The organism is Psychrobacter sp. JCM 18903 (genome assembly GCF_000586475.1).
In the GTDB taxonomy this organism is placed as follows: Bacteria; Pseudomonadota; Gammaproteobacteria; order Pseudomonadales; family Moraxellaceae; genus Psychrobacter.
On record NZ_BAWJ01000008.1, the window covers coordinates 1 to 14505 of the forward strand.

General features: G+C 42.8%; 5 protein-coding genes, 1 tRNA gene and 4 pseudogenes. All 10 read left to right on the forward strand.

The window, feature by feature from the left end; translation table 11 throughout:
• On the forward strand, positions 1 to 746 hold a 746-nt coding region (locus tag TT12_RS06955), incomplete at its 5' end, for an EF-Tu C-terminal domain-related protein (protein WP_045453394.1).
• Between the two features lie 378 nt (positions 747 to 1124).
• A tRNA-Trp gene (locus TT12_RS06960) sits at positions 1125 to 1200 on the forward strand.
• A 51-nt stretch (positions 1201 to 1251) separates the two neighbouring features.
• A complete protein-coding gene (secE, locus tag TT12_RS06965; protein ID WP_083475710.1) occupies positions 1252 to 1740 on the forward strand; it encodes a preprotein translocase subunit SecE in 489 nt (162 codons plus the stop codon).
• Positions 1741 to 1797: 57 nt separating this feature from the next.
• Positions 1798 to 2328 (forward strand): transcription termination/antitermination protein NusG, encoded by a 531-nt coding sequence (gene nusG, locus TT12_RS06970; RefSeq protein WP_045443893.1) that lies wholly within the window; start codon positions 1798 to 1800, stop codon positions 2326 to 2328.
• Positions 2329 to 2419: 91 nt separating this feature from the next.
• Positions 2420 to 2850, forward strand: a pseudogene (rplK, locus tag TT12_RS06975) (50S ribosomal protein L11).
• Positions 2851 to 3552 carry a 50S ribosomal protein L1 gene (gene rplA, locus TT12_RS06980; protein WP_045443901.1) on the forward strand — a complete coding sequence of 234 codons (702 nt, stop codon included), beginning with the start codon at positions 2851 to 2853 and terminating at the stop codon, positions 3550 to 3552.
• Positions 3553 to 3998: 446 nt separating this feature from the next.
• A complete protein-coding gene (gene rplJ, locus TT12_RS06985; RefSeq protein WP_045443904.1) occupies positions 3999 to 4526 on the forward strand; it encodes a 50S ribosomal protein L10 in 528 nt (175 codons plus the stop codon).
• A 126-nt stretch (positions 4527 to 4652) separates the two neighbouring features.
• A pseudogene (rplL, locus tag TT12_RS06990) lies at positions 4653 to 5023 on the forward strand (50S ribosomal protein L7/L12).
• A 789-nt stretch (positions 5024 to 5812) separates the two neighbouring features.
• Positions 5813 to 9928, forward strand: a pseudogene (gene rpoB, locus TT12_RS06995) (DNA-directed RNA polymerase subunit beta).
• Positions 9929 to 10116: 188 nt separating this feature from the next.
• Positions 10117 to 14347: pseudogene (rpoC, locus tag TT12_RS07000) on the forward strand (DNA-directed RNA polymerase subunit beta').
• Positions 14348 to 14505 lie beyond the last annotated feature (158 nt).

Here is a 14505-nt window from a genome sequence, read left to right on the forward strand (position 1 = left end):
TCGTAGAAATGGAAGTTCGTGAACTTCTTAATGACTACGACTTCCCAGGTGATGATACCCCAATCATCCATGGTTCAGCGACTGAAGCCCTAAAAGGCTCACAAGAAAAATACGGCCAACCAGCGGTTGTAGAACTTCTTAACGTTCTTGACACTTACATCCCAGAGCCAGAGCGTGACGTTGACAAAGCATTCCTAATGCCAATCGAAGACGTATTCTCAATCTCAGGCCGTGGTACTGTAGTAACAGGTCGTGTTGAATCTGGTATCGTACGCGTAGGCGACGAAATCGAAATCGTCGGTATCCGTGACACTCAAAAAACCACCTGTACTGGTGTAGAGATGTTCCGTAAACTGCTTGACGAAGGTCGTGCAGGCGAAAACTGTGGCGTACTACTACGTGGTACTAAGCGTGAAGATGTACAACGTGGCCAAGTACTTGCTAAGCCAGGTTCAATCACTCCTCACACCAAGTTTGACGCTGAAGTATATGTATTGTCAAAAGAAGAGGGTGGTCGTCATACTCCATTCCTAAACGGCTATCGTCCACAGTTCTACTTCCGTACCACTGACGTAACTGGCGCAATCCAATTACAAGACGGTACTGAAATGGTAATGCCTGGTGATAACGTTGAGATGGGCGTAGAGCTTATCCACCCAATCGCTATGGACAAAGGTCTTCGCTTCGCAATTCGTGAAGGCGGCCGTACTGTAGGTGCTGGTGTTGTTGCTAACGTACTAAACTAATCTGTCATTCTCAGTAATGAGATTGTGAGTTAGTCATAAAAAAGCCATCCTTGTTTAAGGGTGGCTTTTTTAGATCAAATGATCAGGAAATATGGTTATTCTTCAGTAGTATGATCAAACCTTTCGTTGTCTTAGCAACATGATTAGCCAGTTATACCTATAACGTCTATAATTTACTTTCCAATCTATTGTAATTCTTAGCGGAGCTTGCTATATTAACGCTGCTTCTTATTAGTCGCTTGTATCTTCATTTTGTTAAAGTAATGATGATTCAATAGCACATTCAAATAAGAGTAAAACTAGGTAAAAATAATAATTTTACCACTAAAGGCTTGCATTTTATATCAAATATTGTATAATACTGTCCTTTACACCCATAGGCGATTGGCTCAATTGGTAGAGCATCGGTCTCCAAAACCGAGGGTTGTAGGTTCGAGTCCTACATCGCCTGCCATCTTCTTATCACATCTTTGTTATACCTCACCATCTCCGAAGCGAGTTCTTTATGAGCAATGATCAAGATAACCTCGAGACTAAGTTATCTGATGCCAAGGCGGGTGCTGGTGGAATGCTGTCTAAAGGTAAGCACATCTCAGCGGGCAATCAAACAACTGCTGTTGAAGTGGCTAAAACAGGCTCAATAAAAGATGTGGTACTGTGGCTACTTGCCGCAGCAGTATTAATCGGGGCGACGTTAGTTAATCAGTATTTACCTGGCTATTGGCAACCTGCCAATGATGTCTGGGTACGTATTGGTATTATCGTTGCCCTTATTGTATTCGCCTTAGTATGCTTGGCATTAACGCATCAAGGCCGCGCTTTTAAAATATTATTGAAAGACGCTGCTGTTGAATTGCGCCGAGTGACATGGCCAGGTAAAGATGAAACGTTTCAATATACCTGGCAGGTCATTGTCATGATTGCCATTGTTGGTTTTCTGGTTTGGTTATTAGATAACTTTTTCAATTGGTTCGTTGGCATCTTTATTGGTTAGTCGCACGTATTAGTGAGTCTTACCCCAAAATTTACTTATAATGATCAGGAGCGTGATATGCGTTGGTATATTGTCCAAGCGTTTTCAGGATATGAAAAGCAAGTACAGCGTTCATTAACTGATCGTATTAATCGTAGTGACTTCGCTGAATCATTCGGTGACGTATTGGTTCCTACTGAAGAAGTCGTCGAAATGAAAGACGGCAAAAAGCGTAAGAGTGAGCGTAAGTTTTTTCCAGGTTATGTATTGATCCAGATGGAAATGAACGACAATACTTGGCACATTGTTAAAGAGTGCCCACGTATTATGGGTTTCATCGGTGGCACACCTGAAACACCAGCGCCAATTACGCAAGTAGAAGCGGATCGTATCTTAAACCGTTTGAATCAGACTGAAACTGACCCACGTCCTAAGACTCTATTTGAGCCGGGCGAAGAGCTGTTGGTTATCGATGGTCCATTTACTGACTTTAAAGGGTTAGTAGAAAAAGTGGATTACGAGAAGTCTAAACTACATTTAACGGTAAACGTATTTAATCGACCGACTCAGGTCGAGCTTGAATTTAGTAAAGTTGAAAAGCTAGACTAAATCAGCAAAAAAGTTCATCAACCGGGGAGCTGTTAGTCAATAAGGTTTATACCACATTGATTTGGCGCTATTACCCATTTAGGAGAAAATCATGGCTAAGAAGATTGATGGTTACATCAAACTACAAGTCCCTGCAGGTAAAGCAAATCCTTCACCACCGATTGGTCCAGCATTGGGTCAAAAAGGCGTGAACATCATGGCGTTCTGTAAAGAATTTAACGCTGCGACCTCAAACCAAGAGCCGGGTCTACCGATTCCTACTGAGATCACTGTATATAGCGATAAGTCTTTTACTTTCATCATGAAGTCACCACCAGCTGCATACTTACTACGTAAGGCTGCTGGTATCGCTAAAGGTTCTGGTACACCAAATACCGCTAAAGTCGGTAAAGTTGACCGTGCACAACTAGAAGACATCGTTAAGACCAAAGATGCAGATTTAACTGCTGCTGATCTTGATGCTGCTGTTCGTACCATGCTGGTACTGCACGTTCAATGGGTATTACCGTGGAGGGTGTGTAAATGAGCAAGCTAACCAAACGTCAAAAAGAAATTCAAAGCCGTATTGTACATGAAAAGCAGTATACAGTTGAAGAAGCGGTTCAAATCCTAAACGATTTGCCACCTCTTAAATTCAAAGAGTCAATTGATATTGCGATTAACTTGGGTGTTGACCCACGTAAATCTGATCAAGTGGTTCGTGGCGCTACTAACCTACCTGCTGGTACTGGTAAAACCAAACGCGTTGCTGTATTTGCTCAAGGTGCTGCTGCTGAAGCCGCCAAAGAAGCTGGTGCAGATATCGTTGGTTTTGAAGACCTAGCAGAATCAATCAAAGCTGGTAACATGGACTTTGATATCGTTATTGCTGCTCCTGATGCAATGCGTGTTGTTGGTCAACTAGGTACCATCCTAGGTCCACGTGGTCTAATGCCTAACCCTAAAGTCGGTACGGTTACGCCTAACGTTGCTGAAGCGGTTACTAACGCTAAAGCCGGTCAAGCACAGTATCGTGTAGACAAAGCAGGTATCATCCACACGACTATCGGTCAAGTTGGTTTTACTGCTGAGCAAGTAATCCAGAATGCTGAAGCACTGATTGCAGATTTAAGACGTGCTAAGCCTGCTACTTCTAAAGGTACTTTCATTAAGAAAATTACCTTGTCTAGCACGATGGGTCCTGGTCTAAGTATTGATCCAGTTCCATATCGCACAGCAAAATAATTATATATGTGCCTTTATTTGACGATTTTAAATAAAGGCTGCAAAAATATTTTAAAGAATTAGGTCAGCGTAGCAAACGCTATGCTGTCTAAGACCGTAGGTAGAAAGCAGTTTTACGTTTTTATTAATTTTTTTCGGATCATTAGTAATAACAACGAGCTGCTTTTGTTAATCGACGAAAGATGAAAATCTTAGTTGTCCTACGCAGACGGTGACCCACCCAGTTGTTGATAAGAGCCGATAGTTCAATCTATCACTTGATGTCATTCTGATAACGGTGCCGTAATCAGTCGTTATGAGTATATTTATTTTTAATAAATATGCTGATAACGTGTCGTATCAAGTCAGTCTAAGCGATTCGTTTAATTATTGAATGCCAATGCTTAAAAGCTTAGGTTTAAATGATTAAATATTCAGCTGATTGATAAGATTAAAGGAGTCAACTTATGGCATTAACGCTAGAGCAAAAACAACAAGTTGTGGCTGAAGTGTCTGAAGTTGCTGCTAATGCTTACTCAGCAGTAGCTGCCGAATATCATGGTATTGGTGTTGCAAAGCTTACTAAGCTGCGCGAACAAGCCCGTGAAAAAGGCGTCGTTTTGAAAGTGGTAAAAAATACCCTAGCAAAACGTGCGTTTGAAGGCACTAAGTTTGAGAGCATGTCAGACCGTATGACTGGTCCATTACTTTTGGCTTTCTCTATGGAAGATTTGGGATCTGCTGCTCGAGTTGTTTTCGAGTTCAGTAAAGATCACAAAGCTTTAGAGACCAAATTGGTATCAGTTGGTGGTGTTGTTTATGGTCCAGAAGAGCTAGAGCGCGTATCGAAGCTACCAACTCGCGACGAAGCAATCTCTATCTTAATGGCTACTATGAATGCACCAGTTACCAAGCTTGTTCAAACTATGAACGCTGTTCCTAGTAAGCTTGTTCGCACGGTAGCAGCAATCAAAGACGCAAAAGAAGCGGCATAATTGCTTGTTTTAACGTAACTTTGACATCGCCGATTGCACTTTATTGCCAACACTATTTGAAAATTTGGCAAGCAATCCAAGCGATTTTAAAATCAATTAATTTTTATCAGATAACGGAGAGTTCTCATGGCACTATCTAAAGATGACGTGTTAAACGCAATCGCTGAAATGTCAGTAATGGATATCGTTGAATTAATCAGCGCTATGGAAGAAAAATTCGGCGTAACAGCTGCTGTTGCTGCTGCACCTGCTGCTGCTGGCCCTGCTGCTGCTGCTGCTGAAGAAAAAGACGAGTTTGACGTAGTTCTTGCCAGCTTTGGCGAGAAGAAGTTGGCGTAATTAAAGCCGTACGTGAAGCTACTGGTCTTGGCTTGAAAGAAGCGAAAGATTTGGTTGAAAGCGCTCCAGCTCCAATCAAAGAAGGCGTTAACAAAGCTGAAGCTGAAGAGTTGAAAAAGAAACTTGAAGAAGCTGGTGCAACTGTTGAACTAAAATAAGCTTCGCTTATCTTAGTGTTGTACAAAAAAGCTGGTAATGCCTTGCATTGCCAGCTTTTTTTACTATAATTCGTAGCTTGACCTTTTGTGTCTGCCAACAGTCGTATGCAACATCACGGTGGATACCCATCAAAAGGACAGACGATATACATGCAAGCACACATGCCAGTTTTTGAAATCAGTTAATTTAAGCTAAACGTCCATAGATGTTTGGCATTTTTTTGTGTCTGCATGCTTTCCCATTAACACTATAGTTTATACTGATTCTAAAAGTTATAGTTACCCCGATTATTATTAATTCTGAAAAGCTATTAAGTTTAGGTTGTCCGTTTCGCAGTGTATTACTGTCAGTAGTTAGGCTTATAGACGGTACATATCAGCGACGATATTAGTTTTGATAGAATTGTTGGTTTTGAAAGAGCCAGTTTTTTGAAAGAAAAATGACTAAATACAATCAGTTTTGATAGCAGATAACTTAGAAATACCCTTGAATAAGTCATTTTTTCTTACCTCTATGAGTAAGTTTTGCTTAAAAAGCAATATGTTTTAGATGATGTGATATTGAATTTGGTTGTCTGAGTGGTCATATAGACTGACTTAGATACCGATCATAAAATGAAAGTAAGGGTGCTAAGTAAGCACTGATAGCAGAAGTAGTAATTGACAAAAGATATCAACTGAACACGATTACCTGTTTTATATTATCGTTTACGTCGCCAAGTTTGCATCGTATTTATGCACGTTGGCCACGCTTTTAATTTGTTTCCACGTTTACTGTAAGGACTCTCGATGGCATATTCTTATACTGAAAAAAAGCGTATTCGCAAAAGTTTTGCTGAATTGCCCACTGTGATGGACATTCCCTATTTACTGTCTATTCAAGTAGATTCTTACGAGCAATTTTTGCAAGAGCACAAAAAGCCAAAAGCTCGTGAGAATACTGGTTTGCAAGCTGCGTATTCCTCTATTTTCCCAATTGAGAGTCACTCTGGTAACGCAGAGCTACAATTCGTTGAATATTATTTAGGCACGCCTGAATTCGATGAGCGTGAGTGTATCTTGCGTGGCTCAACATTTGCTGCGCCGATGCGCGTCAAAATCCGTTTGATCATCAAAGACAAAGACAGCAAAGATAAAGACAGCAAAGCGGCTATCAAAGATATCCGTGAGCAAAGCGTTTACATGGGCGAGATGCCGTTGATGACGGCTAACGGTACTTTTATTATCAATGGTACTGAGCGTGTTATCGTCTCTCAGCTACATCGTTCACCTGGTGTGTTCTTTGATCATGATAAAGGTAAGTCGCATTCAAGTGGTAAAGTGCTTTATAACGCGCGTATCATTCCTTACCGTGGTTCATGGTTAGATTTTGAATTTGATGCCAAAGACTTAGTTTTTGCTCGTATTGACCGTCGTCGTAAGCTATTGGCTTCAATTATTCTACGTGCGCTTGGTCTAACAACGTCTGAAATCTTAGATTTGTTCTTTGATAAAGTAGCCGTTTATAAAGGTGAAGAGCAGTTCGAGATTGATCTGGTTGCTGATCGCTTGCGCGGTGAGATGGCTCAGTTCGATATCGTATCACCAGAAGGTGATGTCATCGTAGAGCAGGGCAAGCGTATTAATGCACGCCGTATTCGTCAGCTTGAAGAAGCAGGTATGACGAAGATTGCGATACCTGATGAGTATCTCTATGAGCGTATTTTAGCTGAAGATATCGTGGTGAATGACGAAGTTATCGCTAAAGCGAATACTCTAATTGACCATGAATTATTGGTTAAATTAAGCGCATTTGAAGCCAGCGAGTCTATCAAAGAGTTCAGCATTCTATTCACTAATGATATCGATCAAGCAGTTATATTGCCGACACTTTGCGTGCTGATAGTACGTCAAGCCGTGAAGAAGCATTGATTGAAATCTATAAAGTCATGCGTCCAGGTGAGCCACCAACGGTTGAGACCGCTGAAAAACTATTTGACAGCATGTTCTTTAACGCTGATCGTTATGACTTATCGAACGTCGGTCGTATGAAGTTTAACCGCCGTTTAGGGTTAGAGTTTGATAATACTGATGATCCAGACATCCAACGCGCTCGTAGCGTATTGACCAATGCCGATATCGTTAATGTCTTAAAAGAATTGATTGAGATTCGTAACGGTCGCGGTGAAGTCGATGATATTGACCATTTAGGTAACCGCCGTATTCGTTCGGTCGGCGAGATGGCAGAAAACCAATTCCGTGTTGGTCTAGTACGTGTTGAGCGTGCAGTCAAAGAGCGTTTAAGCTCAGCGGAATCTGATAACTTGTCACCACAAGATTTGATTAACTCAAAACCTGTTGCTGCTGCGGTTAAAGAGTTCTTTGGTTCAAGCCAGTTATCGCAGTTTATGGATCAGAACAACCCATTGTCTGAAGTTACCCATAAACGCCGTGTCTCAGCTCTAGGACCCGGTGGTCTGACCCGTGAACGTGCAGGCTTTGAAGTACGTGACGTACATGATACCCATTATGGTCGCGTATGTCCGATTGAGACTCCTGAAGGTCCAAACATTGGTTTGATTAACTCACTAGCGACTTTTGCAAAGACCAACAGCTTTGGCTTCTTAGAAACGCCTTATCGCCGTGTGGTTGATGGTAAAGTAACAGACGTTATTGAGTATCTATCAGCAATTGAAGAAGTTGGTACGGTCATTGCACAGGCTGATTCACCAGTAACCGCAGAAGGCGCGTTATCTGATGAAATGGTTAGTGTGCGTAGCTATGGTGAATTCGTGCGTATGCCGCCAGAAAAAGTGACGCATATGGATGTGTCGCCAAGTCAGGTAGTATCGGTAGCAGCAGGTCTAATTCCATTCTTAGAGCATGATGATGCTAACCGAGCGCTTATGGGCTCGAACATGCAGCGTCAGGCAGTTCCCACGCTACGTGCTGATAAGCCGTTAGTAGGTACGGGCATGGAGCGTCACGTTGCTCGTGACTCTGGCGTTTGTGTTATTGCTAAGCGTGGCGGTGTGATCGAAGACGTTGATGCCTCACGTGTTGTGGTTCGTGTCAATGAAGATGAGATGATTGCTGGTGAAGCTGGTATTGATATCTACAACCTCGTTAAATACACGCGTTCTAACCAAAATACTTGTATCAACCAACGTATTATCGTCAACCAAGGTGATGCTATTGCTGTAGGCGATATCTTGGCTGATGGTCCGTCAACGGATCTTGGTGAGCTTGCATTGGGTCAGAACATTCGCATCGCATTTATGCCGTGGAATGGTTACAACTTCGAAGATTCAATCTTGCTGTCTGAAAAAGTGGTTAAAGAAGATCGTTTCACGACCATTCATATCCAAGAATTGACTTGTGTGGCACGTGATACCAAGCTTGGAACCGAAGAGATCACTGCGGATATTCCAAACGTTGGTGAAGCTGCTCTATCAAGCCTCGATGAAGCAGGTATCGTCTATATCGGTGCTGAAGTGGATGCTGGTGATATTCTAGTTGGTAAAGTGACGCCAAAAGGTGAAACGCAACTAACGCCAGAAGAGAAATTGCTCCGGGCTATCTTTGGTGAAAAAGCGGCTGATGTTAAAGACACGTCACTACGTGTACCAACGTCAAGCAAAGGTACGGTTATTGACGTTCAAGTCTTTACTCGTGACGGCGTTGAAAAAGATGCACGTGCAAGAGCGATTGAAAAATCACAGCTTGATAGCTATCGTAAAGATTTAAAAGAAGAGCTACGTATCTTTGAAGAAGCGGCTCGTGGTCGTATTGGTAATCTGTTAGATGGTCAAAAAGTCAGCGGTGGTTCTGGTCTAAAAGCTGGTACAGTGATGGCATTGGCTGATATGAAAGATATGAGCTTGAGACCTTACTGGATATCCAACCAGTTGAAGAAGAAATCTCTGAGCGTCTAACGCAAATCGCTGAGTACTTGGTTGATAAGCAAAAAGATATCGATGTGAAGTTTGCTGAGAAAAAACGCAAATTAACCGCTGGTGATGACTTACAACATGGCGTACAAAAAATCGTTAAGGTATATCTAGCGGTTAAGCGTCGTATTCAGCCTGGTGATAAAATGGCGGGTCGTCATGGTAACAAAGGTGTGGTATCGCGCATTATGCCAGTTGAAGATATGCCTTATGATGAAAATGGTAATACCGTTGACATCGTCTTGAACCGCTTGGTGTACCATCTCGTATGAACATCGGTCAGGTTTTAGAGACGCATTTGGGTATGGCAGCGAAAGGTTTGGGCGAGAAGATCGATGGTATGCTCAAATCTCAAGCAGCGATCAAAGATTTACGTGACTTCTTAGACAAAATCTATAACCAAGTTGGCGGTGAGCAAGTTGATCTTGATAGCTTGAGTGATGATGACATCATGGCGCTAGCAGATAACTTGCGCGCTGGTGTACCAATGGGCACAGCAGTATTTGACGGTGCAAGAGAAAGCCAAGTTAAAGACCTGCTAGAGCTTGCTGGTATGGATCGCGATGGTCAACAGACGTTGTACGATGGTCGTACTGGTCAGAAGTTTGACCGTAAAGTAACTGTTGGTTATATGTACATGCTCAAACTTAACCATTTGGTTGATGACAAAATGCATGCGCGTTCAACTGGTTCTTACTCACTTGTGACGCAGCAGCCACTCGGCGGTAAAGCTCAGTTCGGTGGTCAGCGCTTCGGTGAGATGGAAGTCTGGGCACTAGAAGCATACGGCGCGACTTATACGCTACAAGAGATGCTGACTGTGAAGTCGGATGACGTTGAAGGCCGTACGCGTATGTACAAAAACATCGTTGATGGTGAGCAGTATATGGATCCAGGTATGCCTGAATCGTTTAACGTACTGACCAAAGAAATCAAATCATTGGGTATTAATATTGAGTTAAAACAAACCCATTAAGTACGGCTGATTGAGACTATCGTTAACATGGTCTCAGTCAATTATTATCCTTAGTGGTCAACCTAAAAGCAGTATGCGCATCGCTGCTGCTTTTAGTGATTTGTCTCAACCCTATTCATTGCCTTCATTCATCTTATTTGCGTCAATAATACGCTATCAGATGATTATAAAGATAACGGAGAAGCAACTTGAAAGATTTACTCGATATCATGCAAAGCCCTACCGGCAACGGTAATCAAGAGTTTGATAGCATTCAAATTACTTTAGCCTCACCTGACGTCATTAAGTCATGGTCGCATGGCGAAGTGAAAAAGCCTGAAACGATTAACTATCGTACGTTTAAGCCTGAACGTGATGGTCTATTTTGTGCCAAAATCTTTGGTCCAGTAAAAGACTTTGAATGTTTATGTGGTAAATATAAGCGCCGTAAGTTCCAAGGCGTTATCTGTGAAAAATGTGGCGTAGAAGTGACGACTGCGAAAGTCCGTCGTGATCGTATGGGTCATATTGACTTAGCCAGCCAGTGGCGCACATTTGGTTCTTAAAGTCATTACCAAGCCGCATCGGCCTATTGCTAGACATGACGCTACGTGATATCGAGCGCGTTCTGTATTTTGAAAGCTATATTGTTACTGAGCCAGGTTTGACTTCTCTAGAGAAGTATCAACTGCTCGATGATGAAGACTATTATAAAGCCCTTGAAGAATTTGGCGATGAGTTCACTGCCAAAATGGGTGCTGAAGCGGTTCAAGACCTATTGAAAGATATCGATTTAGATCTTGAAATCGATGATTTGCGCGAAGCGATTCCGCAAACTGGTTCTGAAACCAAGCTTAAAAAGATGTCTAAGCGTCTTAAATTATTAGAAGCCTTCCGTGATTCTAATAACAAGCCTGAGTGGATGGTGATGAACATCTTGCCAGTACTACCACCAGATTTGCGTCCGCTAGTACCACTCGAAGGTGGTCGTTTTGCGACGTCAGATCTAAACGATTTGTATCGCCGCGTCATTAACCGTAATAACCGTCTAAAGCGTCTGCTTGAGCTGAGCGCACCTGATATCATCGTACGTAACGAAAAGCGTATGTTGCAAGAATCAGTGGATGCCTTGCTTGATAACGGTCGTCGCGGTCGTGCAATCACTGGTAGTAATAAGCGTCCATTGAAGTCTTTGGCAGATATGATCAAAGGTAAGCAAGGTCGTTTCCGTCAAAACTTACTTGGTAAACGAGTTGATTACTCTGGTCGTTCGGTGATCGTTGTTGGTCCAACACTACGTCTACATCAGTGTGGTCTACCTAAGAAAATGGCACTTGAATTATTCAAGCCATTTACTTATAACAAATTATTGTCTCATGGTTTAGCCACCACGATCAAAGCTGCCAAAAAGATGGTAGAGCGTGAAGAGCCGCAAGTGTGGGATATGCTGGCCATGGTTATCCGTGAGCATCCAGTGCTTCTTAACCGTGCACCAACGCTTCACCGTTTGGGCTTGCAAGCATTTGAGCCAGTACTAATCGAAGGTAAAGCAATCCAATTGCATCCGCTCGTTTGTACCGCGTTTAACGCCGATTTTGATGGTGACCAAATGGCCGTTCACGTGCCATTGACCCTAGAAGCACAGCTTGAATCACGTGCCTTAATGATGTCTACCAATAACATCTTGTCGCCTGCGAACGGTGATCCAATCATCGTACCGTCACAGGATGTTGTACTGGGTCTATATTACATCAGTCGCTCGTCTATCAATGCCAAAGGCGAGGGCATGATTTTTGCCACCGTTAATGAAGCGTTGCGTGCGATTGGTTCAAACGATTTGCATGTAAACGCTAAGATCAAAGTGCGTGTTACCGAGACGCATATTGATGAAGATGGCAATGAGACTAAAGAGATCAGCTTAAAAGAAACGGTTGCAGGTCGTTTATTGATCTGGAACATCATGCCTAAAGGTATGTCTTTTGATGAATGTAACCAAGAGATGACGAAGAAAAATATTTCTCGTTTGATTAACTCTTGCTACCGTAAAGTTGGCGTTAAAGAAAGTGTCATGTTTGCTGACCAATTGATGTATCTTGGTTTTGCCCAAGCGACATTGTCTGGTGTGTCTATCGGTATTGATGACATGGTCATTCCACCACTGAAAAAGCAAATCATCGAAGTGGCAGAAGGTGAAGTTCGCGAAATCGAAGATCAATTCGAGCAAGGTTTTGTGACCGCTGGTGAGCGCTATAACAAAGTGGTTGATATCTGGTCACGTACCAATGACAAAGTCGCTAAAGCGATGATGGACAATTTGGCGACAGATAAAATCATGAATGCTAAAGGTGAAGAAGAAGAGCAGAAGTCATTCAACTCTATCTTTATCATGTCAGATTCTGGTGCTCGTGGTAGTGCGGCTCAGATTCGTCAGTTGGCTGGTATGCGTGGTTTGATGGCTAAGCCAGATGGTTCAATCATCGAAACGCCAATTAAAGCAAACTTCCGCGAAGGCTTGACCGTACTTCAGTACTTTATTTCAACGCATGGTGCACGTAAAGGTCTTGCGGATACGGCACTGAAAACGGCTAACTCAGGTTACTTGACGCGTCGTTTGGTTGATGTGGCACAAGATTTGGTTATTACCAGTGATGACTGTGGTACTGAGCAAGGCTTGCTCATGAAACCACATATTCAAGGTGGTGAAATCATTGAGAAGTTAGGTGAGCTAGTACTAGGTCGTGTGACGGCTCGTGATGTGACTTATAACGATGATGCTGATAAGGTATTGATTCCAGCAGGTACTTTGATCGATGAGCATTGGGTAAACGTGCTTGATAACAATGCGATTGATGATATCTGGGTACGCTCAGTTATTACTTGTAATGTTGAGCATGGTGTTTGTTCACAGTGTTACGGTCGTGATTTGGCTCGTGGTCATAAAGTGAACATTGGCGAGTCAGTCGGTGTTATGGCGGCACAGTCTATCGGTGAACCAGGTACTCAGTTAACGATGCGTACTTTCACGTGGGCGGGGCAGCAAGCTCAGCATCAGTGGATAACAGCATCTCAGTTCGTAGTGCTGGTCAAGCGCATTTCGAAAACATGAAAACGGTTCAACATACCGATGGTCACTTAGTCATCGTATCGCGTTCAGCTGAAATCGCCTTGACCGATGAGCTTGGTCGTGAGCGTGAGCGCTATAAAGTGCCTTATGGTTCTAGCGTGCTTGTGAAACACGAAGATCAGGTTGATGCTGGTCAAACCATCGCTAAATGGGATCCGCACACGCATCCTATTATCACAGAATTTGCTGGTACTGCACGCTTCAGTGAGATTACTGATGGCTTAACTGCTACCGTAAAAGTTGATGATGCGACGGGTATGAGCTCATTTGAGATTCTTGCTACTCGTGACCGTTCAAGTTCAGCAAAAGACTTACGTCCTGCGATTATCTTGAACACTGATGAAGGTAAAGAAGTGGTTTACTTCTTACCAGCTGAAACCATCATTCGCGTCAGCGATGGTGAAAAAGTAGCAGCCGGTTCGATTTTGGGTCGTGTACCACAAGCCTCTTCAGGTACTAAAGATATTACCGGTGGTCTACCACGTGTTGCTGACTTGTTCGAAGCACGTCGTCCGAAAGATCACGCCATCATGGCAGAAATGACAGGTGTGGTTAGCTTTGGTAAAGAGACCAAAGGTAAAAACCGCTTCATCATCACCAATGAAGATGGTGAGATTCATGAAGAGCTAATCCCGAAATGGCGTCAAATCAACGTCTTTGAAAACGAAACGGTAGCACGTGGTGAAGTGATCGCTGATGGTCCACAGAACCCGCATGATATCTTACGTTTGAAAGGTCAGACTGCACTTGCTGATTACATCGTTAACGAAGTACAGGACGTTTATCGCTTGCAGGGTGTAAAAATCAACGATAAGCACATCGAAGTGATTATTCGTCAGATGTTGCGCAAAGTTGAAATTACCGATGGCGGCGATTCAAACCACTTTAAAGGCGATCAAGCAGAGTACTCTGATATCAAAGCATTGAATGCTAAGCTGGAAGCGGAAGATAAATTCCCAGTACAGTTCGAGCGTCAATTACTAGGTATCACCAAAGCAAGTCTGGCAACAGAAAGCTTTATCTCAGCAGCATCATTCCAGGAGACGACCCGTGTACTAACTGCGGCTGCCGTGACTGGTAAAGTGGATGAACTACGTGGTCTGAAAGAGAACGTCGTTGTTGGTCGCTTGATTCCTGCTGGTACTGGTCTTGCTTATCATAAAGCACGCAAAGAGAAAGCGGAGCAAAAACTGCTAGATAAAGATCTTAAAGCAGGGTTTGACAATGCAGCATTTGATATGTCAGCGAGCACGGATAGTAAAGACTTTGCAAGCTTTGATGAAGCCTTTGCCCAAGAGCTTAATCAGGATAATTAATAGTCTTAAGAGCCCTTGATTTATTGTTAATTTGATAAAAAGCCAGCCTAAGTTGCTGGCTTTTTTGTGTGTGCAATAAAGTGAGAAATGCATGGTACTGTTATCTAAAAAAATAGTACACTGGAAAATATGCCCTAATTTACACTTCATATAAGGAT

Bases quoted from the DNA above. Each gene is read 5' to 3' on its own strand.
- secE (WP_083475710.1), top strand. From the start codon at position 1,252: ATGAGCAATGATCAAGATAACCTCGAGACTAAGTTATCTGATGCCAAG.
- nusG (WP_045443893.1), top strand. From the start codon at position 1,798: ATGCGTTGGTATATTGTCCAAGCGTTTTCAGGATATGAAAAGCAAGTA.
- rplA (WP_045443901.1), top strand. From the start codon at position 2,851: ATGAGCAAGCTAACCAAACGTCAAAAAGAAATTCAAAGCCGTATTGTA.
- rplJ (WP_045443904.1), top strand. From the start codon at position 3,999: ATGGCATTAACGCTAGAGCAAAAACAACAAGTTGTGGCTGAAGTGTCT.